This window comes from Shewanella surugensis (assembly GCF_023284005.1).
In the GTDB taxonomy this organism is placed as follows: Bacteria; Pseudomonadota; Gammaproteobacteria; order Enterobacterales; family Shewanellaceae; genus Shewanella; species Shewanella surugensis.
The window spans coordinates 1-25,469 of sequence record NZ_JAKIKS010000087.1; the positions used below are offsets into that span (position 1 = coordinate 1).

At 40.6% G+C, this 25,469-nt stretch carries 22 protein-coding genes and 1 tRNA gene; 15 read left to right on the plus strand and 8 right to left on the minus strand.

The window, feature by feature from the left end:
• Nucleotides 1-140: 140 nt before the first annotated feature.
• From L2764_RS18470 to L2764_RS18485, 4 genes are all read right to left on the minus strand, one after another.
• On the minus strand, nucleotides 141-1,472 hold the full coding sequence (locus tag L2764_RS18470) for a hypothetical protein (RefSeq protein ID WP_248941803.1): 1,332 nt from the start codon (nucleotides 1,470-1,472) through the stop codon (nucleotides 141-143).
• A 62-nt stretch (nucleotides 1,473-1,534) separates the two neighbouring features.
• Nucleotides 1,535-2,545: a hypothetical protein gene (locus L2764_RS18475; RefSeq protein WP_248941804.1), complete on the minus strand. Its 1,011-nt coding sequence runs from the start codon at nucleotides 2,543-2,545 to the stop codon at nucleotides 1,535-1,537.
• 390 nt (nucleotides 2,546-2,935) lie between these two features.
• The gene (locus L2764_RS18480) at nucleotides 2,936-3,661 is read right to left on the minus strand and encodes an EboA domain-containing protein (protein ID WP_248941805.1); all 726 of its coding nucleotides are present in this window, start codon (nucleotides 3,659-3,661) and stop codon (nucleotides 2,936-2,938) included.
• A 454-nt stretch (nucleotides 3,662-4,115) separates the two neighbouring features.
• The gene (locus L2764_RS18485; protein WP_248941806.1) at nucleotides 4,116-6,044 is read right to left on the minus strand and encodes a 3-dehydroquinate synthase family protein; all 1,929 of its coding nucleotides are present in this window, start codon (nucleotides 6,042-6,044) and stop codon (nucleotides 4,116-4,118) included.
• Between the two features lie 934 nt (nucleotides 6,045-6,978).
• Here L2764_RS18485 and dusA point away from each other — a divergent pair.
• From dusA to L2764_RS18500, 3 genes are all read left to right on the plus strand, one after another.
• On the plus strand, nucleotides 6,979-7,965 hold the full coding sequence (dusA, locus tag L2764_RS18490) for a tRNA dihydrouridine(20/20a) synthase DusA (protein ID WP_248941807.1): 987 nt from the start codon (nucleotides 6,979-6,981) through the stop codon (nucleotides 7,963-7,965).
• A gap of 206 nt (nucleotides 7,966-8,171) precedes the next feature.
• Nucleotides 8,172-8,483, plus strand: coding sequence for a hypothetical protein (locus L2764_RS18495; protein ID WP_248941808.1), 312 nt, complete (start codon nucleotides 8,172-8,174; stop codon nucleotides 8,481-8,483).
• Between the two features lie 111 nt (nucleotides 8,484-8,594).
• A complete protein-coding gene (locus L2764_RS18500; protein ID WP_248941809.1) occupies nucleotides 8,595-8,789 on the plus strand; it encodes a PspC domain-containing protein in 195 nt (64 codons plus the stop codon).
• 121 nt (nucleotides 8,790-8,910) lie between these two features.
• Here L2764_RS18500 and L2764_RS18505 read toward each other — a convergent pair whose 3' ends face one another.
• The gene (locus L2764_RS18505) at nucleotides 8,911-9,651 is read right to left on the minus strand and encodes an enoyl-CoA hydratase-related protein (RefSeq protein ID WP_248941810.1); all 741 of its coding nucleotides are present in this window, start codon (nucleotides 9,649-9,651) and stop codon (nucleotides 8,911-8,913) included.
• A gap of 41 nt (nucleotides 9,652-9,692) precedes the next feature.
• Between L2764_RS18505 and L2764_RS18510 the strand changes: the two genes are divergently transcribed.
• Genes L2764_RS18510 through L2764_RS18520 form a run of 3 tightly spaced genes read left to right on the plus strand, consistent with a single transcriptional unit; the run spans nucleotide 9,693 to nucleotide 11,890 of the window.
• Nucleotides 9,693-10,163, plus strand: coding sequence for a copper chaperone PCu(A)C (locus tag L2764_RS18510; protein WP_248941811.1), 471 nt, complete (start codon nucleotides 9,693-9,695; stop codon nucleotides 10,161-10,163).
• A gap of 15 nt (nucleotides 10,164-10,178) precedes the next feature.
• Nucleotides 10,179-11,150 (plus strand): DUF2333 family protein, encoded by a 972-nt coding sequence (locus L2764_RS18515; RefSeq protein ID WP_248941812.1) that lies wholly within the window; start codon nucleotides 10,179-10,181, stop codon nucleotides 11,148-11,150.
• Nucleotides 11,151-11,152: 2 nt separating this feature from the next.
• The gene (locus L2764_RS18520; protein ID WP_248941813.1) at nucleotides 11,153-11,890 is read left to right on the plus strand and encodes a TIGR04219 family outer membrane beta-barrel protein; all 738 of its coding nucleotides are present in this window, start codon (nucleotides 11,153-11,155) and stop codon (nucleotides 11,888-11,890) included.
• Nucleotides 11,891-11,967: 77 nt separating this feature from the next.
• Here the strand turns inward: L2764_RS18520 and tolC are convergent, their stop codons facing one another.
• Complete coding sequence (gene tolC / locus L2764_RS18525) at nucleotides 11,968-13,308, minus strand: outer membrane channel protein TolC (RefSeq protein WP_248941814.1); 1,341 nt, start codon at nucleotides 13,306-13,308, stop codon at nucleotides 11,968-11,970.
• A gap of 272 nt (nucleotides 13,309-13,580) precedes the next feature.
• Between tolC and nudF the strand changes: the two genes are divergently transcribed.
• The 7 genes from nudF (at nucleotide 13,581) to parC (ending at nucleotide 21,928) form a co-directional block, all read left to right on the plus strand.
• Nucleotides 13,581-14,195 carry an ADP-ribose diphosphatase gene (nudF, locus tag L2764_RS18530; protein ID WP_248941815.1) on the plus strand — a complete coding sequence of 205 codons (615 nt, stop codon included), beginning with the start codon at nucleotides 13,581-13,583 and terminating at the stop codon, nucleotides 14,193-14,195.
• A gap of 86 nt (nucleotides 14,196-14,281) precedes the next feature.
• Nucleotides 14,282-14,755, plus strand: a complete 474-nt coding sequence (locus L2764_RS18535; protein WP_248941816.1) for a DUF1249 domain-containing protein — start codon at nucleotides 14,282-14,284, stop codon at nucleotides 14,753-14,755.
• Nucleotides 14,756-14,775: 20 nt separating this feature from the next.
• Nucleotides 14,776-15,615 (plus strand): 3',5'-cyclic-AMP phosphodiesterase, encoded by an 840-nt coding sequence (gene cpdA / locus L2764_RS18540; protein ID WP_248941817.1) that lies wholly within the window; start codon nucleotides 14,776-14,778, stop codon nucleotides 15,613-15,615.
• A gap of 27 nt (nucleotides 15,616-15,642) precedes the next feature.
• Nucleotides 15,643-16,221, plus strand: coding sequence for a YqiA/YcfP family alpha/beta fold hydrolase (locus tag L2764_RS18545; protein WP_248941818.1), 579 nt, complete (start codon nucleotides 15,643-15,645; stop codon nucleotides 16,219-16,221).
• A gap of 47 nt (nucleotides 16,222-16,268) precedes the next feature.
• Nucleotides 16,269-18,155 (plus strand): DNA topoisomerase IV subunit B, encoded by a 1,887-nt coding sequence (parE, locus tag L2764_RS18550; protein ID WP_248941819.1) that lies wholly within the window; start codon nucleotides 16,269-16,271, stop codon nucleotides 18,153-18,155.
• A gap of 380 nt (nucleotides 18,156-18,535) precedes the next feature.
• Complete coding sequence (locus L2764_RS18555; RefSeq protein ID WP_376708452.1) at nucleotides 18,536-19,660, plus strand: PQQ-dependent sugar dehydrogenase; 1,125 nt, start codon at nucleotides 18,536-18,538, stop codon at nucleotides 19,658-19,660.
• Entirely contained in the window at nucleotides 19,661-21,928 is a 2,268-nt protein-coding gene (gene parC / locus L2764_RS18560) for a DNA topoisomerase IV subunit A (protein WP_248941820.1), read from the plus strand.
• Nucleotides 21,929-22,018: 90 nt separating this feature from the next.
• On the opposite strand, the gene L2764_RS18565 is transcribed toward parC, so the two are convergent.
• A complete protein-coding gene (locus L2764_RS18565) occupies nucleotides 22,019-22,150 on the minus strand; it encodes a DUF3149 domain-containing protein (RefSeq protein ID WP_248941821.1) in 132 nt (43 codons plus the stop codon).
• 348 nt (nucleotides 22,151-22,498) lie between these two features.
• Between L2764_RS18565 and L2764_RS18570 the strand changes: the two genes are divergently transcribed.
• Nucleotides 22,499-22,583: transfer RNA gene (locus tag L2764_RS18570), tRNA-Leu, on the plus strand.
• A gap of 656 nt (nucleotides 22,584-23,239) precedes the next feature.
• On the opposite strand, the gene L2764_RS18575 is transcribed toward L2764_RS18570, so the two are convergent.
• Nucleotides 23,240-23,695, minus strand: a complete 456-nt coding sequence (locus L2764_RS18575; protein WP_248941822.1) for an avidin/streptavidin family protein — start codon at nucleotides 23,693-23,695, stop codon at nucleotides 23,240-23,242.
• A gap of 635 nt (nucleotides 23,696-24,330) precedes the next feature.
• Here L2764_RS18575 and L2764_RS18580 point away from each other — a divergent pair.
• A complete protein-coding gene (locus L2764_RS18580; RefSeq protein WP_248941823.1) occupies nucleotides 24,331-25,320 on the plus strand; it encodes a transposase in 990 nt (329 codons plus the stop codon).
• The last annotated feature ends 149 nt before the right edge of the window (nucleotides 25,321-25,469 follow it).

Consider the following 25,469-nt stretch of genomic DNA (forward strand, 5'->3'; position numbering starts at 1 on the left):
GGTTATCTTGCCATGATTTTATCACTTTTGATGCACTCAAAGAGAGTGTAAAAAACATCATGGATAATTATCCGTCAAAATATACGATAACTTTTAGTTAAGCACTTAAAGAGGGCGTTTTATGGAAGTGTTCATGCTGGTTATTGCGCTGTAGGCTTAGGCGTGGGGATGTTAACCGATAAAAATAAATAGGAATAATCGGAAGGATATTGGCTATTCGGTGCACTGGCTTGGGAATGACATCCGATACAGCTGCTACTGGCTTGTACATAGCTTTCCATGGTGATGTTGGCGGCGAGCTTGGGATTCGGTTGCCCTAATGGATCGCTTGGATGATCAGGCTGAGTTGGATACTGAGTGGCGATTAATTGATAGTTTTCTAAAACCGTATATTGAACAGGTGTATTTTCTTGTTGATATTGGTTCACTTCTTTGGTCATTTCATTTATGGGGGTATAACGCTCAAGTGGTGTGGGGGTTTGGAAGCTTATGTTTGATTTTGGTTGGCAAATAAGTGGGCTTTTCTTTGTGTCGTTATTACTTTTCATGCCATTAATAGTCGGCCTTTCCATCCAAAGGCAAGGGGATTGGTTGACATCACTTGCACGGGCATTAGCATCATAATAGTGATAATTGATGCCCGTTTGGGGTTGATTGACAAGACTGTTATTTTCCATCATTTGTATCGGTACGTTATTACGGTGTTCAAAAGTGGACCAAATCCATTGGGGGTAACCGCTTGCTTTAGTGATTATATGTAAGCCAACCAAGCCAAGGATGGCATTCGTGGTTTGGTTTTTGGCTTGACCTTGCTGATCAAACAGGCGGATATTGGCCTGTTTTGTTATATAGCGACTTATTTCATCTTGAGGCGGATTTAATATTCGCCAACTGGCTTTTATTTGAGTGGAAGAGTCGGGAAAGTTAATATTATCTTTATCAATTAAAGTATTGTAATCATAGAGTTTATTTTTAACGATATAATCAAAAGATATTTGATTGACTAAAATTTCATAATAAGTTGGATTTCCTTGTTGGTCGATGACCCAGCCGCCTATTTTTTGTAATTCAGCCAAATTAGAGGCTTGATTAGTGACTTTTGTTAATTGGGATAAGGGTGTTTCATTTTGAGTTTGATTCCAAGGGGAGGGGATTTGACCTTGCTCGATAAAAATATCATTGATATTTTTATAACTTTGCCAAACACTTTGTTGTTTATCGTCAAGTGAAAAACGGCAGTCAGGTTGGCCTCTTAATTGACTTTTGACTGGCCAATTAAGGGCAATAAACAAACGCCAGCTAAATTGGTTAAAGTCCGTCTGTGTTGCATCTGGATGGGGAGCCTGTGTCGGAAATTGGCACGGATAATGTGAAGCCGTTTCAGATGGCGTTGAATTTTGTGGTGAGAAAATGAGAGATAATATTGAAATCACAATAATGGCAATGGCTAAATAAAGAATGATTTTATTCATGGATAATTTCCTTATATTTTATAAAGAATAGTAGTGAAGCATTTTTATTGTGTGCTGTTTATTTAATTATTCTCTGATTTTATTTTGTCCCAGCCTGAGCCTACTGGAATTGGTTTGAATTTATTGTTGTTTTTTTCTGAAATAGTTGAATAATTAAAAAGCTGACAAGGTTTTGGTGTGGCCGGACACATTCGAGATACCCTTTCCCAAGTTTGTTCTGGGTTGGGCTTTTCTGTTCTAAAGCTGGTGTAGTTTTGACTGACAATGGGGGCTTTTGCCGTGTTAAAATCACCCGAAAAGAAAAATGAATGAGGGTGCTGATAACCGGGGGTATTAAAAGCATCGGGTGATGTGGCTTTGTTAAATGCAAAACCAAATAGTACTTGACCGTGGAGGGTTAATTGCTCTCTAGAATAAGCTAATACAGAGTGATTGAGTTGTTTACTGCGTAAAAAGTCATAATTTAAATGCTTAACAAAATCGGGGCGTTGTGGGTGATGATTTGGGGAGAATAAGCAACATGCAGGCATATGAGCGGGTCTGTCGTGTCGATAAGTCAGGAAATAGGTTTTATTGCCTAAGGAAATAAAACTGCAGGTATAAAGGTTGTTCGCAATGGGGAAAATAGGCAGACAGTATTTGTCGTAATGTACCATCATGGCGCCCACTCCATCACCATGCAAAGGAAGGTAATTCGCATCATAGAAGCTGGTACCGTAGGAGATGGTATAATCTTCAGGCTTTAAGGTTGAGGGAGGGTTAGTATACGGAGGGGGATTATCTTTATAGTCTTTTTTGACTCGAAACATGACCCAGTCGCTGATCCATTCTAAAGGTAATATTGGATTGCTTGGTGCATTTCTTGAACGTGGTGATAAGCAGAAATGGTTTTTTTTATTGCAGCCTAAACTGTTATGTACTCCATAGGTTTCATAGACATTGGCTGTTTTTTTTACAGAAGCCTTATCTGAGTTTGCGAGAGATGTGGAGCTGAAAAAAAGTCCGCTTAAGAGGATAGTGGCAGTGATCATTGTATTTATATTCAAAGAATATTGAGATAAAATGGGGGACATACTCGCTTCCTTTGTTTCTGTGTTATACCTAAATAAATGGCCGCAAGGATAGTGACGTTACTTACTCTATACTGGTATAAACTTGATTCTTTATAATATTAGAATAGTTTTTGAATTAAGGTTTGGCTGAGTATTATTATGACAATTTCATCTATTAGTGCAGTTGAGTGTTACTTTTATTGTTGAAGGGACCCCAATCGGCTCAGATTATCCTTAATCTCATTCAAATATTGAACGAACTTGACATACATTGTTGTTGATATGCAATAGCCTGATTGTGGTTCTTGTTGATATTGTTACGTCATTGATGCTGATAGTGATTGTGTGACTTGGCGTATATTAATGTTCATTTCTATTTTGAGATGATATGAGTATCCGTTATGGGTTCATTTACGCTGGGATCCCTTCTAAACAGAAACGGTTAATTAAGGTTTTATCATTAATATTAAGGTGTTGAGGTTCAATGACTGATAATATTGATTGAGGAGGTTGACGTTTCGTTGCGAGTCGATCTCGGATTAAGTCGGTTGCTAATATCGAAAGTGCATGGTTATGCCTTTGTTTTATATTGACTATTTTAGATGTATCTAAATCAAGAAACAGTGCTTTTAAGACTAACTGATTAAACTCTTCAGTACTATAATGTGCTGCTGGCCAAGGATTATTGAGTGCGATAGCAGAAAATAATGGAGGGTAATTAGTCTGGCTAATATGGATGATTTGCTGCGTTAATTTTCCTTCAGTGTCGGCTATATGAAGCCCTTTTACGATTGAAATAGCTTCAATGTCGTCAGCAAAGTGAAAACATAACTCGCATAACTCTTTGCGTTGTAATTCATGACAACATGACAATGTATGGGTGAAAAGTAAAAATCGTGCGAGTTGGTCACTATTCCAATACATGGTCTTATAGGTAATGACCTTATCTTCAAGGTATCGGGCTGTTTTTATACTCGCCTCACTCCATAGTTTAGCCAGCTGTTTGGGAGTATTATTGGGGAGTGTTGCTTGTATATTGCCGATAACGTTATAAAACCAATCAATTTGTTCTTGGCTTAATGTTTCTGTGAGTAATTGAGTTAATTGTTTTATCGCTTTCGTATTTGATGAAATCATGCGAGCTCCTTGCGTTATTTTGGCGTTAGCGTTGATTATTCGACTTCATTTTCAAATAATGTTATTTCACTTTTTGGTGTTAATTATAATGTCTATTTAAAGGCATCTCGGGTATATTCGGTGTCTGAATGTGCCCTTTTTTCAGGGATGTAAGTTACTTTCTAGCTCATGATATAGACCTAAGCCAGTTGATAATGCTTGTTTTCAGAGTGCGTAAAATTGTTTAATTTAAGGCGCACAATTGAAATACTATCAGTAGCTGTTATAGCTGTAACGCAGAAGTAGGTGATTTTACCCGCCTCCGAATAGGCTGACTTTTACCAATAAAGAGGAAAGCCTTTTATACTGTGTTACTGAGCATCAACGTAGAATGACTAGGTTATGTGCTCAACGCCTTGCCTACAAGGCTTTTTATTCCAGCTGAATGTTGCATTTTAAGCTGGCTTGGGTATCTTTATGCGACGACTCGTTGCTTAGGCAATAAATGATCGGTTTGTTGATGCCATCTAAATAAGTCTTCAACCGCTTCTTTCATTACGTCATGATCGATATTATGTATTGTTTTACTGTATCCAATTGAGGTGAGTAAAGGAATGTGTAGGGTTGGGCCAAACTTTAACCTAAATTCATCTAGCCCTTTTAGTAATGTTAGCTCCCCTCGTGTGTTATCAAATAGTGCATTATGCCATAAAGAAAACCCCACTCTGTTGAAGAGTTTTACGATTCTTATGCTGTAATCTTGATGTAATAGACCGATACGAGTTGAGTAATAGGCATCTAAACAGATCCCTATGGCGAGTGCTTGAGCATCATTTAATGGATCTTGTGATAGTTTCTTTAATTTGTATGCACTCCAATGTCCATATTCAAGTGGGCTGATAATTTCTTGCTCATGAAAGTGAGCTGTGCTGGTTGTATGTTGTAACGCTAATTGAGCACAACGCTGAATGGCATATTGGTTTTCTTTAGGGCAGCAGTGAAACAGCGCGTTAGCATTGACTTCGAGCCAATTAAAAAACTGTGCATCTTTGAGTATTGCTATTTTTATAATTAAAACCAAGCCTGCATGTTTGTCTTGCGTTGTTGAACGATTCAATAGGGAAAAATCATTGAAGACAGCTAAAGGTCTTGAAACGTTGCTTAGGGGACTCCCATTGCTGAATATGTTGATGTTACTTTGGTCCTTAATACTCGTGTCGCTTGCTGATAATACTGTAGAAGGGACTCGAATAAAGGGAAGACCTTGATAACAAGTATTGACTGTAAAGCTCACCGCATCGAATAAGCTTCCTCCACCAATGGCGATAATTTGGCTGTGCTTGTTTAATGCATTTTGGCTAAAGAGTGGGTATAGTTTTTTAATTATTGTGGATTGTTTTTCTTGCTCTTTTTCAGAGATGATAATAGGAGGGCTGATAAGATTTACGTGCTGACAAGCATTAAAAAAGTGTTGTATTCTGAGTCGTAAGTTAGATTGTTGTTTACTCACGTTTTCATCAATGATACAACAAATAGTTAATGTTTCTTGTTGTTTTTTTTGATTGTTTAATAGCATTAATAGCGGGGATTTATGTGTGTCTTTCATTGCCCAAAGATCTTGAGTAAAAATGATGGGACATTGTTCATGAATGCTTGAATGACTTTGAAGTGTGTTATTAAGAGGGGGGGCTAATCGTGTTGATGGCTGTTTTTGTTGCTCTTTGTTATTTATGTTGTGATTATTGCTTCGATAGAAATGAAGTAATATCTGAAATATTTTTTGAGCTAAGACAACACTGGTGGGTAACACAATGCCAGCGATGATTAAAAAAAGGATAGCTTCGCTCTTCGAGGCTAGGTTACCTAAGTAAGTATAGGCAAATGCTAATCCGGCATTGGTTAGGCTAACAAGTAAGATAAATTGACGGATTGGAAATCGTATTAGTCCAGCAGCAATAATAGATGTTTCAGCAAGTACTGGTATGGCGCGAAATAATACTAATATAACCGCCGTGACTCTATTGGTATTCTTCTCTGTTTTATAGGCTACCGGGGAGGAGCTTGTATTGAGTGATAATACTTGATTAAGTTTAGCGCCAAGCCAATAGCCAATAAGAGAACTCAAGGTTAATCCAAGCCAGATAACAGCAGGTGCCAATAGATTATCAAGGCTACTGACGGCATACACTGACGCTAAGCTGGCTGGTACGGGTAAAATGACATTTAAGCTAAGTATACACGTTAACATGATTGCTAAGAGATTAGGTGCTGATTGCGATTGTTTTAATTGAAGGAACTGCTCAGATATTATTTGAGTACTACTTTGCTCTAGTGTGAGAAAAGACAGAATAATCACTAGGACTAAACTGGTTAAAAGAATGCAAAGGTGAGCAGAACGTAGCATGTTATTCTCCTTAGTTAATTGACACTTAATGCGTTCGCTCTGTGCTAAATGAATGTTGAGCATTGTAATGAAAGGTCATTGAAGCCTTTTCTTTTTGTTCAAGCTCATTGCGACTCAATATACCGTGGTCTGTGGCATCCATTACTTTTATGTTCTTAAAATATGCACTTTACGGGTATACTTTAGTAAAAAGTGAGTAGTTAATTATTTGAACTCAACTTATAGCAACATAATGCCTACATTTATTTAACGCAATAGCTGTAATGATTAAAATGTGAAACATATCACTTTTTTAATCATATAAATTGGAACGGGTTTTAGGATCTATTTATCAAATAAAGGTATTATAGGCTCTTTGAGGCATTTTAACATTCGGTGATTATAAATGAATTGATAAAAGAATAACCTATTAAAATCAATATAATGATTGTTTCTGTTTTTCTGTTTTTTTGTTTTTTTTTGTTTTTTTTTGTTTTTTTTTGGTTTTATTTGAGTTAAATGATAATCAGGTATGTTTTATTGATGGTGATGAAAGTGAATGAAAAATGTTTAATGAGTCATTATGGGTAACACTTGTCAACCTGCATTAACGTTATATTACTACTCTCTTTTGTACGCGTATGGGCTTTATTTTAGCGCAATGCCACCTTCAAGCCGCTTGAGAGACCGCTTAATTATTGTAAGCATGTTTTCTTCTCACGATGTATAATCTTGCCAGATTTTTTAACGATGATCCCGCAGCGATAGCTAAAAGTACCATCTGCTTTCTTGCGATTTTCGATAGAGTAGGATGCCATGATTGCCCCTAAGTTATTGATCCGCCTTACCCGAAATGGGGTACATATGGGGTACCATACATCGAAACACGAGGAAGTTACAAGCACTTGCAGGCAGTTAACGTTAAATAAAGAAGGTTGTATTTTTAAGGTAAGTAATGAAAAGTAAAGAAAAAACTATCAATCGCACCCTTTCAGTTGCCCCGATGCTCGATTGGACGGATAGGCATTATCGTTATTTTGCTCGCTTGATGTCATCAGAGACTCTTTTGTACACAGAAATGGTTACAACTGGCGCCATTATCCATGGGAAAGGTGATTATCTTGCTTATAACGTGGAAGAGCACCCACTGGCTTTACAGTTGGGCGGATCGGATCCTGCCGCGCTAGCCATTTGCACAAAAAAGGCTTTTGAACGGGGTTATGATGAAGTCAATCTGAATATAGGCTGCCCTTCAGATAGAGTTCAGAGTGGACAATTTGGTGCTTGTTTAATGGCCGATCCTAAGCTGGTTGCGGAGTGTGTGTCGCAGATGAAACAAGTGGCTGATATCCCCGTAACGGTGAAAACTCGGATCGGTATTGATGAGCAGGATAGCTATGCTTTTTTGACTGAATTTGTTGATACTGTCAAGGATGCGGGTTGCGATACTTTTATTATTCATGCGCGTAAAGCATGGCTTAACGGTCTGAGCCCAAAAGAAAATAGAGAAATTCCGCCATTAGATTATTCTCGTGTTCACCAGTTAAAACAAGACTATCCTCAGCTGAATATGAGTATTAACGGTGGTATTAAGACCTTAGAAGACGCTAAATTACAATTAGATAAAGTTGACGGTGTGATGATAGGGCGAGAAGCCTATCAAAATCCTTATCTGTTGGCTGAAGTTGATCAAAAGCTATGTGGCTTGGATAAGCCAGTGTTGAGCCGTGATCATATTTTAGAGATGTTGCTGCCCTATATTGAGCAGCACGTGCAACAAGGGGGGAGATTAAATCATATTACTCGACACATTATTGGTCTGTATCAAGGTGAAATGGGGTCGAGAGTGTGGCGACGCTATTTAAGTGAAAATGCTCATAAAGCCGGCGCTGGAGTGGACGTGATCCTAAAAGCAAGAGAACAAATGGACCGTATTACCTAATGATGGGTAATATTGTTTTGTAAAATTGACCATTTTTTGGTTGATTTTACAAGTCGTCCACTATGATCCCCGTTTTAAAACCCTTTTTTTATTTTAAATATCTTATATATTATCATGATAGTAATGTTGGCATGTTGATTGCTTTTCTTTGACATATTATTCCCGATCACTCGTTAGAGTATGAATAAATGGAAAAGGAAGGCCACATGTTAAATTTAACGAAAATATTAATGACGACTAAAAAGTTTGTTATGACGCTAGTATTGTTGATGGCGGTTTTGATACCCGCTCATGCAGATCCTCGTATAGTAAGCGACTTAACTCGCAATATTGAAAACAATATTGCAATGCAGATGCAAGAGGCTGTTGATTCGCTTAAATCTGACTTGAGTCTTTCAATACAATTTCAAATTGCTGAAATGTTATTTCAGCAACAGTTGAGTTCAATATTAAGTGATGATGAGCAGATTGATGTCGATAATGGAACAAGAGTCGTCGATGAACGGGAGGATAAATGACTTTCCTGTATTTCACGCTGATCATGCTATTGGCGCCTATAGTCAGTTTAGCGCTTTTTGCAGTCCTTATTTGTCACTTTAATGTCAATCAATAAGAAGGAGGGAAGTGATATGCGCTCAAGTTCGGTTAATTCATCAAAAAGTGATCACATTATTTGTGGTGTGGTCGCGAGAATATCTGATAAATTTGGCTGGTCTCGTTTTTGGACTCGTATAATCAGTGCCATTTTAATCATAATGAACCCTGTTTTCGGCTTGTTAACTTATTTTGTCCTTGCATGGTTATTGTCTAAATATGATGAATAGTCAGTTTCAGTCATCGATCTGGAGGGAAGCTAAACTAAGTTGAGTTTACTCTATTAGTCTAAAAGCTTTTCCCTCGTTGTTTCAAAAAGAGTCATTATTTTTAGCTGTTAAAATTACTCACTTATTTTTTATTGAGAAAAGCATGAAAGCGTGCTTTTGCTTCATCACTTTGTAGTCTGATGCTGAATTCGTTTAATTCTGCGAGCATTTGTGTACGGATAGCATCGGTATTTCCACGCATTAGACGTCGACTGGCTTGTAGGGCTTGAGGCGGTAGAGAGGCCAGTTTGGCGGCTTGGTTGAATGCGACATCAAAAAGTGTTTCTGATGGTAATATATCGTTGATTATATTCAATGAACTCGCTGTTTCCGCATTAAAACTCTCTCCCAACAATAGCAATTCTGCGGCTTTTTGAGCGCCAACCGTTTGTGCTAACAATAAACTGGAAGCCGCCTCAGGGACTAAGGCAAGGTTAACGAAAGGTAATTGAAATTTTGCACTTTTATCGGCATAGACTAAGTCACAATGAAGTAACAATGTGGTCCCAATACCCACAGCAGCACCTGCAACAGCAGCAACGATGGGCTTGGTGATGTCTAGTAATGTAAATAGAAAACGAAAGGCAGGGTGTTCAGGATCAATCTTAGTATGTTTAAGGAAGTCTTTAAGGTCATTTCCTGCAGTAAAACAATCAGCTTGCCCTCGGATCATAAAGGCGCGAATATCATTGTCTGAGTTACCTTGAATGAGGTATTCTGTTAGTTGAGTATACATTTCTAGGTCGATTGCGTTACGTTTTTCTGGACGATTAAGTATCAATATGCGTACACCATTAACATCTTTCACCTGGATTTTGTTCATAAGTAATTTCCTTTATGACAATATGATAAATATAAGTTTAAATGGAGTTTAAGACATTGAAGCCAATATTCAAACACTTGTTTAATTTTGTGATTTTGTTTAGTTTATCCTTTTCTGCTTTTGCCCAAGTGGAATTGTTGACTGGATATGTGAGAGCCATGCCATCGAGTGTCCCTAACTCGGCTGTTTATTTGAGCTTAGAGAATGATGGTGATGCTGTAGGTTTAGTCGCTGTGGAGACGAATATTGCGAAAGAAGCTCAGTTACATAGCATTACTGAAACCAATGGGATCACGAGAATGCGCGCCGCTGACGTTTTTATCGTCCCGAGTCATGGTCAATTAACATTAATGGAAACGGGCAACCATATTATGTTACTTGGACTGACGCAAACTTTAGAAATCGACGATAATGTCGATTTTGTTTTACTGTTCGATAATGGCGAAAAGTTGTCTGTGTCGTTACCAGTAAAAAAATACCATAGTGCTACTGCTGCACATTCTCACCATTAACGGGAGTTTTACTTGATGAAATTCACATGGAAGAAACTCATAGGTTTGGTGAGTGGCTTAATTATTATCGGTTATTTTGTCAGTGTATGGTGGAGTATAGAGCCTGCTGTTATTGAACCGGCTAGTTACACCACAGCCAGTGAACGTAAGGTTGTCGGTTATACCACCACCTCTGCGTTAATTATGACGATTGAGACATTGCTCAATAAGAATGGAGGTTGGTTATCTAATGATGTGATGCCGCCTTCTGTCTTTATGGATAATATGCCTGCATTTGAGTTTGGTGCTTTAGAGCAAGCTCGAGATTTAGCGTTAGTAATGCGTAAAGAATTTAGCCGTTCTCAATCACAATCGACAGCGGATAAGGATCTTTTAACAGCGCAATCAAAACTGAATATCGAACATACCAGTTGGTTAGTGCCGAGCGCTGAAGGAGAGTATAAACAATCGGTTAAATTATTGAAATTGTACCGAGCAAGGTTAATGGATCCTAATTCACCGGATGCGCAATTTTATGCTAGAGCAGATAACCTAAACGAGTGGTTAAAAGAGGTGCAGAAACGTTTAGGCAGTCTATCACAACGTTTATCAGCGAGTGTGGGGCAAGATCGGTTGAATACCGATTTGGCGGGGGAATTAAGCGCGAAACAATCGACCCCTAATGCCGATAGAGGACAAATTAAAACCAGTTGGTGGAAGATCGATGATGTTTTCTATGAAACTCGGGGTGCCAGCTGGGCTTTACTGAATTTCATGAAAGCAGTGGAAATTGATTTTGCCGATGTACTGGACAAGAAAAATGCCAGAGTGAGTTTACGGCAGATTATTCGTGAATTAGAAGAAACGCAACAAACAGTTTGGAGCCCTATTGTGCTCAATGGTTCAGGCTTTGGTTTGATGGCAAATCATTCCTTAGTGATGGCCAATTATATTTCTCGTGCCAATGCGGCCGTTATTGATCTTACTAATTTATTAACTCAAGGTTAACTATGAAAAAAACGTTATTAGCATGTGCATTATTTAGTAGTTTTACTGGCTTAAGTGCTCAAGCGTCGACATTACTGGGTTTTAAAGCGGGTGTGGATTACTGGAGAGCTGATACAAGTGGTACGTTAGGGAGTAATGGCAGCTCACAGCAAGGATTTGACTATAGTGATGGCTCACAAGGCAGTATTTGGTTTGCTTTTGAGCATCCTGTGCCTATTATTCCCAATGTCAAAATTCGCGAAAACCGCCTAGTGAGTGATGGCAGTACTAGTTCGGCAAACTTTACTTTCGACGGTGTTGATTATACTGGCTCGGCTGATACTCGAACCGATCTAAGTAATACGGATTTTATTCTTTATTATGAGCTGTTAGACAATGACATTGTTTCATTAGATGTGGGTGGCGCTTACAAAAAAATGCATGGCTCGATACGCGTCAGTAATAGCACTTCAAGTTCTAAAACGGGTGTTAATAGCGGTATAGTGATGGGCTATGTTGATGCGATGGCAAGTTTGCCGGGCTTTGGTTTATATGGTTTTACCAATGTGATGGTGGGGGTCAATGAGTCAAATGTCTATGATTATTCCTTGGGTCTGGGTTGGAAAATTGAAGGGTTAGCACTCGATTATAATCTGCGTGTGGGTTATCGTGAGTTTATGTTTGATGTGAATGATTTTTCAGATGTCACCACGGATCTAAAGTCGAGTGGCTACTTTGCGGGACTTGAAGTGGTTTTCTGATTTTTATAATCAATAGCTTTAATGCTATTAAAAAGTAAAACCGCGATTATCGCGGTTTTTTATTTTAAGCGGTGTAGCTACTTGATACTGGTGTCAGTAGGCGGGGTGATTAAGCCACGATTAATCGAGGCAAGATCTTTCTCATTTAAGCTGCCCGCAGCTTGTTTTAACGCTAATACCGAATTGATGTAATTGTAACGCGCCGTTGATAGTTCACTTTTTGAGCTGTATAAAGTACTGGTACTGTTTAGCACATCAACAATGGTACGGGTGCCGACTTCAAATCCCGCTTGAGTGGCCTCTAAGGCGCTTTGTGATGAAATTACTGATTGCTCGTAAGCGCGAATAGAGCTAATAGACGCGTTAACATTATTAAAGTAGCTGCGTACATTCTGGACCACACTGCGGTGGGTTTGCTCTAGCACTTCACTGGCATTAACATAATCATATTGCGCCTGTTTGACTTGTGAATCAACGCTGAAACCAGAGAAAATAGGTACGTCTAATGTAACTGTAACGCTAGATGTATGATAAGGGTCTTTATAATACGGGCTATTCGTATTAGCATTAACTCGATCTGCATTCGCTGATAAACTAAGCGTAGGTAAATGGCCCGATTTATAAAAAGCGATAGTCTCTTCGGCGATATCTTTGCCAATTTTATCAGACAGCAATAATAGACTTTCTTCTTCGGAAGTTTTTACCCAGTCGCGTACATTGGTGGGGGCAACCGCAGTGGCTGAGAAGCGGCTGGTGTCGAGAATATCGATGTTAGTGTAATCGATGCCCGTGATGGCGCGCAAAGACTCATAACTGTTAATCAGGGTATTTTCCGCGGTAATTTCGCTGGCAGTGCCTAAATCGTATTGTGCTTGAGCTGAATGTACATCGGTGATAGCCGATAAGCCAACCGCGAAGCGTTGCTTCGTCTGGGCTAATTGGCGCTCATAAGCGCGTCTTTCGGCACCTTGAAATTCATAATCATCTTGGGCGCTTAATACATCAAAATAGGCGCTGCTGACGCGAATAATGAGATCTTGCAGCGCCGCCGCATAAGTGGCATCGGCTTGAGTTGCGGTTTTTTCGGCAATCGTTAGCGTTGACCAAAGGCTGTTGTCGTACAGTGTTTGGGATAAATCAAACCCTCCAGAAGTCGTACTGCCATCAGAGGAAACGATAGGATTCAAGTCATCCCGTGTTTGAGTGTAGCTGACACTACCGCTAATCGTCGGTAAAAGCGATGCACGCGACTGCTCTATTTGCTCATACAGTGAATTACGGGCGGCTTTGGCCTGTAAAGTGGCGGGATCGTTGGTTAACGCTTGTTCATAAATCTGTAAAAGGTCGGTCGCCTGAACGGTATTGGCCGATGCTGCAAGCGTTAACGCGATGCAGAGAGAGCGGATCTTAAATTTCATTTTTTGTCCTTGTTAGGAAAACGCTCCAGAGAGGAGGAGATTTTCATTATTTTTAGCCATGCGTTATAGAGTTAGACGATTGTGTTTCCGACGCTTCCCAGTTTAATCTAGATTAACTGATTTTTAGATTTTAAAAAAAATTCGCTTTCTAAGTCAACTAGCAAGTGTAACATTTTTTTTCAAAATCAGTATTTGTGTTTGTTTTCTATTTAGTTATAAAGAATTAATGCTAGGGTATTAATTCTATTTTGTACCGATGAGAACATAATTTTATGACAAAAGCAAAACATAGTGTAGATGATGTAGAATTGATGAGTAAAAAAGTCTGTTACCAAGGCTTTTTTCAAGTGGATGAATTAACGTTTAAACATAAACTCTTTGCGGGAGGTTGGAGCGCTGTTGTTAAGCGAGAAGTATTAGAAAGAGGGCATGCTGTAGTGGTACTTGCCTATGATCCTCGCTTAGATGAGGTGGTATTAGTGGAACAAATTAGGATCCCGGTGTTGGCAGCATCAAGCTCACCTTGGTTATTGGAACTCGTTGCCGGTATGATCGATACGGATGAGTCCTCAATTGAAGTGGCTAAGCGTGAGCTGATGGAAGAAGCGGGATTGGAAGCCCGTCGAATAGAGAAAATCCAGCATTTTTTTCCGAGTCCTGGTGGGTGTACTGAGAGGGTTGATTTGTATTTTGCTGAAGTGGATGCGACCAAAGCCTGTGGTCTACATGGCTTGAAGGATGAGCAGGAAGATATTCGTGTTCATGTGCTGAGCCGAATTAATGCGTATAATAAAGTAGTATCGGGCGACATTGTTAGTGCCCCTACGATTATTGGATTGCAGTGGTTGATGATGCATTATCAAGATTTATTAAAGAGATCGTCGTAGCAGCAAGTGACATGATCAAGACTGATTAAAGAGATCGTTGTAGCAGCAAGTGACATGTTCAAGGCTGATTAAAGAGGTAGTAGCAAATGACACAATCGAGGTTTGCTAAGAAAACAAAATACCAACCAAACATAAGCCGGTATCTTGCCTTATGTGGACGAAACTATATCAATATTTTGCGTTGGTTACCTCAAATCTCTTTCAAGGGGGATATTTGGCAGATCCAAGGGGAATATGGTCGCCTCAATGTACGATTATTAGAAGATACCCCTTATACGCAAGTGATCAATATCTCTCGTAACATCAATGTTAATCCCCTCAGTCTTGAGAAAATGAATAGGGTGAATTCATCAGAGTTATTGGCTATTCCTCATATTTCAGTGCGTATTTTTCATGATGCTCAATTGGCAGAAGTGTTAACTAGTCAACAGATTTCTCAATTACGCCCAGTGTATGATTACCCTAATGTTGAAATGCATCATGAAGATGAAAAGTACCGTGTTAACGCTTTTCTAGAAGAATTATTGAAAATAGGCGGATTAATCAAAACCGTTTGTTAGTCATCATTTAGGTAATTATTGTGTCGAAAGAGGTGATCTCTTACCCTATTGCGGAACATGAAACAGTGAGATTGGTGCAAATCACCGATCCTCATTTATTTGCTGATCCTGAAGCTCAACTGTTGGGCGTCAATACGGCACACAGTTTAGAGGCGGTATTAAATACACTGAGTGCGATGACGGAGCCGACCGATCTGATGTTAGCCACTGGCGATATAAGCCAAGATTATACCGATAAGTCTTATCATAATTTTATTCAAGCGATTAAACCATTAACGTTCCCATGCCATTATTTGCCCGGTAATCATGATGACTTACGCATTATGAATTTACATATGCAAGGCGATAATATCTCCGGTCATAAATGTATTCTCATTGGTCGTTGGCAAATTTTGATGCTAAATTCTACGGTAGAAGGCTCTCCTGGTGGAGTGATGCCCGAATCTGAATGTCTTTTTATTGAAAAAGCGATTAAAACGGCACCTGACAGGCATGTCTTGTTGGCGATGCATCACAATCCTATTTTAGTGGGCTGCTTATGGTTAGATAAGCATTGCCTCAAAAATGGGGATGAATTTTTAACTCAGGTATCATGCTACCCTCAAGTGAAAGGCTTACTTTGGGGTCATGTTCATCAGACCATCGAAGAAACATACCGAGGGCATTTTGGTAACATAAAATTAATGGCTACCCCATCGACTTGTATTCAATTTAAGCCTAAGTCAGATTATTTTGCTTTAGATGCACTTCAGCCGGGTTATCGTTTGCTGGATCTCAAAGCAGATGGTAGCATTCTTACTAATGTGTATCGTGTGCCAGGTGAACACTTCTCACCTGACAAGGACGCTGGCGGTTATTAATGTTATGTAGCCGCAGCATGGGGATGTATGCTGCTTTATATTCATGGCTTTAATAGTTCTCCGTTATCCGATAAAGGCGTGATAACGGCTGATTTTATGGCGAAATATTATCCTGAAGTGACTTTTTGTCAGCCTCAGTTACCCAGCAATATTCAAGACGCGATGGTGTTACTAGAACACATTATCCAACAAGCGAAGATGAAGGGGGAAGCTTTACATTATATTGGCTCTTCTCTTGGCGGTTATTTAGCCAGCTATTTGGCTGAGACGTATGGGGGCCAAGCGGTATTGATTAATCCTGCGGTTAACCCATCTGAATTATTTGAGGAGTTAACAGGCGCTCAGTATAATCCTTATACTCATGAAACCTATCAAATAAAGCCAGAGCATAAATCTCAACTCATTGAATACAATACTGCCGTTATTTTACATCCAGAACGTTTTTTTGTGTTATTACAAACGGGGGATGAGGTGTTGGATTATAAGCTTGCGGTTCAAAAATATTATTGCTGCCAACTGCTAGTACAGCCGGGGGGCGATCATAGCTTTATCGGTTATGAAAACCAGCTCAGATCTATTTGTGACTTTTTGCAGTTTGACCATTAAACTCTTAGGGCCAATCCTGTCTTAACATTATAAGAATAAAGTGTGCCATGACTAATCAATATACCTCCGATGCAATTGAAGTTCTCAATGGACTTGATCCTGTAAAACGCCGCCCTGGTATGTATACCGATACCACTCGCCCGAACCATCTGGGTCAAGAAGTGATCGATAACAGTGTCGATGAAGCACTGGCTGGGCATGCGAGTAAAATAGAAGTTACATTACATAAAGATAATTCATTGGAAGTGATTGATGATGGCCGAGGCATGCCGGTGGATATTCATCCTGAAGAGGGGATCCCTGGTGTTGAGTTAATCTTGACAAAGTTGCATGCAGGCGGGAAGTTTTCGAATGAAAATTACCAATTTTCAGGGGGATTACACGGGGTCGGGATTTCTGTCGTCAATGCCCTATCGACTCGAGTGGAGATCACGGTTAGACGAAATGCTGAAGTCTATGACATGGCATTTGAGCATGGTGATAAAGTTGAATCGTTAAGCGTGACAGGAACTTGTGGACGACGAAATACAGGTACTCGAGTGCATTTTTGGCCCGATGTAAGCTATTTTGATTCAGAAAACTTCTCGATCCCTAAATTAACCTACTTATTACGCGCTAAAGCGGTGTTATGTCCCGGCCTTAGAATTAAATTTGTTAATAAGCAAACCAACGAAACTGAAGAGTGGTTTTTTGAAAGTGGCTTGGAAGACTATCTCAAAGCCTCGATTAAAGGTGCGTTGATGTTACCTGAAGCGCCTTTTATCGGTTGCTTTAAAGGTAATTTAGAAGCCGCTGATTGGGCCATTACTTGGTTACCAGAAGGTGGGGACTATCTTAATGAAAGTTATGTGAATCTTATTCCGACAGTGCTTGGTGGGACGCATGTTAATGGCTTTAGGCAAGGTTTGTTGGAGTCAATGCGTGAATTTTGCGAGTTTCGCAGCTTAATTCCACGAGGGGTAAAATTAAGCCCAGAGGATATTTGGGATCGGAGCTCATTTGTTTTATCGGTAAAAATACAAGACCCGCAATTTGCAGGGCAAACGAAAGAGAAACTCTCTAGTCGTCAATGTTCAGCGTTCGTATCCGGTGTGGTCAGAGATGCCTTTAGTTTATGGTTGAATAGTCATACAGAGCAGGCATTGTCGCTTGCCGATATGTGTATTAACCATGCGCTTAAACGTCTAAAAGCGGCCAAAAAAGTGGCTCGAAAAAAGGTCACGTCAGGGCCTGCATTACCCGGAAAACTCACCGATTGTAGTGGCCAAGATCCCATGAAAGGCGAGCTGTTCTTGGTGGAAGGTGACTCGGCTGGTGGCAGTGCGAAACAAGCCAGAGATCGTGAGTTTCAAGCGATTATGCCTTTGAGAGGCAAAATTCTTAATACATGGGAAGTGGATGCTTCACAAGTATTGGCATCGAACGAAGTGCATGATATTTCAGTGGCCATAGGCTGTGATCCTGATAATGATAATATTTCGGAACTGAGATATGGCAAAATTTGTATTTTAGCGGATGCAGATTCTGATGGTTTACATATTGCGACTTTGCTTTGTGCTTTGTTTTTGAAGCATTACAGGGTGCTTGTAGATAGAGGTCATATCTATGTGGCTATGCCGCCGTTGTTTCGAATTGATATCGGCAAAGATATTTTTTATGCACTGGATGAGGCCGAAAAAGAAGGTATACTCGATCGTCTCGTGGCTGAAAAACGTAAAGGAAAGGTGCAAGTGACCCGCTTTAAAGGACTGGGGGAAATGAATCCTTTGCAATTAAGGGAAACAACCATGGATCCTAATACGAGGCGTTTGGTACAACTGACCATTGATGATGCTGATGATACTATTGCGTTGATGGATATGTTATTAGCGAAGAAGCGCTCAGGCGATCGTAAGTCTTGGCTTGAAGCTAAAGGTAATTTAGCACAAATCTAGTGTCTGTTGACCTTAGGTGATGTTTTCTTCAGCAGCTTGTGAATTCTTTATCCAAGGTCAGTTTGTGCAGCGTCGTTGTTCTCTATTTTGGTCCCAACGTCATTCTCGTTTTCCCATTCATGGGTCCTACATTAATGCGCGATAATGGCGTCAATTGGAACCACAAGCGTTGTGTGAATACTTTTTTAAAGGAGGTCGGTATTTTTAATGGTTAAAGGATTTTTTCTCTTTTGTTGTCGGTTATTTGTTTAGGGTACTAGGTAAATAATCGACGTCTCGATTAAAACGCTTTTATTTCGAACCGAAATGTTACCACGAAAGGTCAACAGACCCTCGTGTTGGACTGTGTGATTAAGGGAATAACCTAAGGTGGAGTAATCATGATTCTCGCTCAAAAAAGAACATATTTTGGATTATGGTTATTTGCGGCCTATTTTTTGGGGCTCAAAGCCCAAGCCGTCGATTTGTCGATGATTAAGGTGGCTAATGGTTTTGGCATTAGCTTATATGCGTCGAATTTAGGCGACGCTAAGCAATTGGCTATGGGCGATAAAGGAACTTTATTTGTCGGTACGGGGAAAAGTGGCATTATACATGCCTTAGTTGATAGCAATGGCAGTGGCCGAGTGAATAAACGTTACGTGGTAGCGCATGGCCTTAACATACCGGAAGCGATTGCGTTTTATCAAGGCGCGCTTTATGTTGCTAGTGGGAAAAAAATCTTACGTTATCGCGATATAGAAAATAACTTAAAACGGCGCATTAGACCTGAAGAAGTCTACAATAAGTTGCCTGCTGAAGTGATCAAAAGTCGCAGAGCCATGAGATTTGGCCCTGATGGACGCTTGTATATTGCGGTGGGGGCACATTGTAATGTGTGTGAGGTAAAGGCTCCTTTTGGACAATTGTTGGCGATTAATCTTGAGACGGGTAATAGCGAAGTGATTGCTCGCGGGATCCGCCGAGTGACAGGGTTTGATTGGTCTGTGGATGATAAACTCTGGTTTGCTGATCTAGGACGAGATTGGTTAGGGGATAATTTACCCGCCGATGAGCTTAATCGGGTCGATAGTATTGGTGCGCATTATGGTTTTCCTTATATGCATGGTAAAACGGTTAAAGAAGCTGCTTTTACTAAACCTGAAGGTTTGGTGGTGACGGAACCCGTTTATGAATTACCGGCGCATGTGGGTCCAATGGGACTGCATTTTTATCGAGGTAATCAATTTCCAAGCCAGTATCAAAATCAGTTATTTGTTGCCGAAAATGGTTCATGGAACCGTTCAAGTAAAGTGGGCTATCAAGTGATGTTATTACAGCTTGAAGCCGAGCGTGTGGTTAAGCGTACGACTATGGTGAGTTTTTTAGACAGTGAATTTCCTGTCGCTCAACCTTATTCCTTGATCACCGCACCCGATGGTGCCTTGTTTATTTCTGATGACTTTAAAGGCCGGGTATATCGACTATTTTATAGAGATAATAATCAAGTACAGGATATTTTATAGATGAGTGACGCGATAGATTTAAGCCTTGATGGGGTAGAGCAGATGCCTTTGCGCCGTTTTACCGAAGAGGCTTATCTGAATTATTCGATGTATGTGATTATGGATCGTGCATTGCCTCATATTGGTGATGGCTTGAAACCCGTCCAGCGCCGTATTGTATATGCCATGAACGAATTAGGATTATCCTCTCAATCTAAGCATAAAAAATCAGCGCGTACCGTTGGTGATGTTTTAGGTAAATATCATCCCCATGGTGATAGTGCTTGTTATGAAGCCATGGTGTTGATGGCACAGCCTTTTTCATACCGTTACCCCTTGGTTGATGGGCAAGGAAACTGGGGGGCACCGGATGATCCAAAGTCTTTCGCAGCCATGCGTTATACCGAAGCGAGATTGTCAAAGTGTGCTGAAATCTTGCTCGGTGAACTGGGGCAAGGGACCGTTGATTGGGGCGTGAACTTTGACGGTACGATGAAGGAGCCGTTAGTGTTACCGGCCAGATTACCGCATATTTTAATGAATGGAATCACCGGTATTGCGGTCGGTATGGCGACCGATGTGCCACCGCATAATGTCAGAGAGCTGGTTTCTGCCTGTGTTGAATTACTTGATAATCCGAAAGCAGAACTCGAACGCTTGATGGAGCTGATCCCCGGACCTGATTATCCCACCGATGCTGAAATTATTACCCCGGTTGCTGACATTCGTAAAATGTATGAGAGCGGTAAAGGTTCGATTAAACAGCGTGCCGTTTACACTGTTGAAGCCGGAGAGGTGGTGATCACGGCGTTACCACATCAAGTGAGTGGCGCGAAATTATTAGAGCAAATTGCGGGGCAAATGCAAGCGAAAAAATTGCCTATGGTGTCAGATTTACGGGATGAATCGGATCATGAAAACCCGGTGCGTATTGTTATCGTTCCCCGTTCAAATCGCGTTGATTGTGAGCAGTTAATGGCACATTTATTTGCCACCACGGATTTGCAAAAAAGTTTTCGGGTTAATTTAAATATTTTAGGTTTAAATGGGCGTCCTCAGGTGAAAGGCCTGAAGCAGATTTTAACCGAGTGGCTAGAGTATCGATTTAACACGGTTAAACGACGTTTAGAGCATCGATTGGATAAAATCTTAGCGCGGCTTCATATTCTCGATGCTTTGATGATCGCCTTTTTAAATATCGATGAAGTGATCGAAATCATTCGCCATCATGACGATCCTAAAGCGGATCTCATGAGCCGTTTTTCGATCACGGCCTTACAAGCTGATGCCATTCTGGATTTAAAATTACGTCATTTAGCCAAATTAGAAGAAGTTAAAATTACCGGCGAGCAAAGTGAACTCGAGGCTGAGCGCGATAAGTTACAGTTAACGTTAGGCTCAGATCGCCGTATGAGAACGCTGATCAAGAAAGAGTTACTCAGAGATGGCGATGCTTATGGCGATGATAGACGTTCACCTTTAGTGGTTCGTGCTGAATCTAAGGCATTAACCGAGCAAGAGCTGATCCCTGTAGAGTCGGTGACGGTGGTGCTGTCAGAGAAAGGTTGGGTGCGTTGTGCAAAAGGGCACGATGTGGATGGTGCAGCTTTATCTTATAAAGCGGGCGATGCTTTCTTATGCTCAGCGGCGGGCCGCAGTAATCAGGTCAGTGTGTTTATTGATTCCGGTGGTCGAGCCTTTACCACCGATACCCACAGTTTGCCTTCAGCACGATCTCAAGGTGAGCCGATTACGACACGCTTTCATTTCGCGCCAGGTATGAGTGCTGAGCATGTGTTACTCAGTGATGATGAACAATGTTATTTATTGGCGTCGGATGCAGGTTATGGCTTTATTACTGATTATAAAGATATGATCTCCCGCAATAAAGCAGGAAAGGCTTTATTAACCTTACCGAGTAACGCTAAAGTGTTATTGCCTCAAAAAGTGAGTCGCGATCGGAGTGAGTCAATACTCGCTATTACCAATGAGGGGCGGATGTTACTTTTTGCTCTTGATGCATTGCCGCAACTATCGAAAGGTAAGGGCAATAAAATCATTGGTATTCCGACAGAGCGTGCGAAAAATCGAGAGGAACTATTAACGCATTTACAATTAGTGCCTGTGGATTCCTCTGTCACGCTTTGGGCGGGTAAACGTAAGCTCACGCTTAAGGCGAGCGACTTAGAGCATTACCGTGGTGAGCGTGGACGACGAGGGGCTAAGCTTCCTCGTGGTTTACAAAGGGTGGATAACGTGACCTTAGGTGAAGAGATTTCAGGGATTTAAAATAAGTCCGATCGGATTGAAAATGGCCCGCTCTCTATCTTTTAAGAATATAGAGCGGGTATTTGACTGTCTCAGAACCCTTTTCGCGCACTATTCAGATTGTGCTGATTTCTTGATAAACATCCACATCAAGAATCCCATAATGCCTATGGTACAAAAAATCACGATCATAGACAGTAAACCGACGGGGTTGCCAAACATTAAATCGAGCCAGAATGCCATTATTTAAAATCCTTTTTTTATTTGTAGGAAATATAGCCTTGCTTGAGGGTTGAACAATTGATTTGGATCAATATGGCGCAGTTAAAAATAAGTGAACGGATAACAATAGATGAGCTTTGTTAACGTGCTCACACTTTAGCCTGGGTATTGGCCGATAAATAATGGGTCGATACATCCCTAAAAAGGTGTAATCGGGTGGCGCTGAGCGAATTTCACGCGGTCAGCCATAAACTTCAAGTAAAGTACTTGCCATCGGGCTAAGCTTGGGTATAATCCGTTTCACTTACTGAGTAGCAGCCGAGAGACATCGCAACTGTTCAGTAAAAGAAAAAGTATTAATGTTATTAAGCCGGTGTGGTGAAATTGGTATACACGACGGATTCAAAATCCGTTGCTTTCGAGCGTGGCGGTTCAAGTCCGCCCACCGGTACCATTAATACTCATTTCAACTTTATAAAGTTGAAAACTTTTAAACCGACCTTGAGTCGGTTTTTTTGTACCTAAAATTGGGTGCCGTCGATGGTTTACTGCCATCAATGTATGGCAGGCTACATTTTTTCTTTCTCGTATTTCATATCTTGTTGTCTTGTTGTTTTTTTAATTTGAATTATTTTGTTCTGGGTGAGCCTGTGTGCTAGCTGAACCTTATGGGGTATCAATTGCCTGCCGCAGGCTTTTGTGTCAATACGTTATCGAGACTCGCAAGTATCTGACCTGCATGGATAGCAGGGAATGCCTTAACATGTCGGGAACATTTTAGGCCATGTGGACTCTACTAAAACATCCCTGTTTTAGAAGCTCGAAAGAGTATCGACACTCGTTTTTAAAAGCCAATGTGCTGCTTCGATTTTAGTGTGTTCTTTGTCATGGTGTTTAACATATTTATCCCCCAAAGTGGCTTAGCCTGTGAATGAAGGTACCTTAAATTAAGCTTAGCTTAATGGAACATTGTGAGTTCTCATCTCTTCCTGCAATAAAGACTGGGCCAAAAGGGGAGCTACAGCAATCCCCTTGGAACTCATACTTGTTTTCCATGTATTCTTAATCGGTGAGCTATTTTGACTAGCTATTCCTTGTCATCGTTGAAGGCTAGAGGCATAAAGGGCATGCGCGGGTGAAGTTATTACTCCCTTGCTTAATGGTGTTTCCTGTCCCGCTTTCGTATACGATATTCCACTTTGTGAGGATCTGCTCGGAACTGGGATTATAATAACCTGTCCATGCCGTTAGGCTTCCACAATCCTTTCCACCATTCATTGGTTTGGACCAATCAACCATAAAAACGATTTGCTTGGTGGTTACCCAGCCTTTTAGGGGATATTTATATTTTTTCTGCGCACAAGAAAAGGTTTCGACGCCATTTTGATAAAAACCGCTGATGACACCGTCTTCATTGCTCAAAATGGTCATCAGTGAGTTCCCCTCATTTTTCCAGACCTTATTCTTAGGTAAGTCGCCAGATAATTCACCAAATGGGCCTTCTGCTCTGGCAACACCTGAAATTAATAGGACTACACTAAAGACAATCATTACCTTGTTCATCATTAACTCCTTCTAATGAGATAGCGTATCGAGAAGCACTTGCGTACTTAGTCGATTGAGCTAGTAAGTATAGACTATGACACATTTAGCTTGTCTAACGATATCCCTGTTTAACGGCCAGTTCGAGATCCGTTGTCTCTCGCTTATAGCGATCACGGTGTGATCTTCGCCCTGCTTTCGAAGGCTATTTTGCATTTACACTGGCTTTGAAAAGTAAAAGTGTCTTCGATTTAGATTTTATTTTTAAGATGAGTCTATCGGGATTATGCCGCCAAAATGAGTTGGCCTTTGAGTGAAGGCATATTACATTCTTTATTTATTTAGTCCGGCTTAATTTTATTAACTGTCATCGCTATCGCCTCATATTCGTCGTCCTGACTCACCTAAGGCTACCTCGGCACTGATGTGAACGGCCTTTGTTGTTCCAGACAACAATAAGGCATTTCCTATATCCATATAGGTCAGATCACAAATGCGGTGATAACATGGACGTTAAGAAACCGCCCTGCCGAGCTCACACGATGACTGACATATGACTGACATATGACTGACATATGACTGACATAGACAGCCATCATTATGGCATATTCTAGACCTTCCTACTAAGCTTAATTGACGAGCACTAGAGGGAGCTTGTTATGCCACGTCCTAGAAGAAGTTTAATTAGTATTGAAGCCACGCCATATTATCATTGTTGTAGTCGTGTAGTGCGGCGTGCTTATTTATGTGGTGATGACCACTATATGGGCAAGAATTACGATCATAGGCGAGCTTGGGTTGAGTCGCAACTCCTTAAGTTAACAGAGGTCTTTGCCATTGATGTCGCGGCTTATGCGGTGATGAGTAATCATTTACATGTGGTGCTTTATATTGATGTTAATAAAGCGAATGCTTGGTCAGATAGGGAAGTGATTGAACAGTGGCATCGATTATTTAATGGCACACAGATAACGCAACAGTTTGCAGAAGGTGAAGTGATTGAAGCACATCAAGTCACTCAATTAAAGCATCAAATTGCGACGTATCGTTCACGGCTAAGTGACATAAGCTGGTTTATGCGGTGTTTGAATGAACCGATAGCACGACAAGCGAATATAGAAGATAATTGTACCGGTCACTTCTGGGAAGGCCGCTTTAAAAGCCAAGCCTTACTTGATGAAGCAGCAGTGTTAGCTTGTATGGCCTATGTAGAACTCAACCCAATTCGTGCCAAGATGGCAAGTACACCAGAGAATTCCGAGCATACTAGCCTTAAACTACGTATTGAAGCTGCGTTAACGGGTAAGCAGCCTAAGCAGTTGTTACCTTTTATTGGTAATGAGAAAAAACATCAACCCAAAGGTATTGTTTTTGAATTAAAAAGCTACCTTGAACTCGTAGATGAAACAGGCCGCCTAATTCGTAATAATAAGCGAGATAACAAGCGGGGAGCGATATCTGCGAATGCAGAGCAGATATTGGATAGACTCAATATTCCAGCTGAAAATTGGCTAAAAATCATCACAGAGTTTGGGACATTGTTTCATGGTCCTGTTGGTACGCTACAAGAGTTAAGCTGCTACTGTGAACATTTAGATAAACGACGACGGCACTTCTCAAAGTGTTGCCAGTATATGCAAGTTAGCTAGACTCCTTTTACTCGTCAAGAGTATTCCCCTCAGTTAATCGAGCTATAGTCGTTTCTGGTGTATGAGGATAAAGCATTGCGATGTAACCTGTTAATTGATCTTGGCCGATCAACAATTAACAAAAGGAACATCGCAATGACTAAAAATGA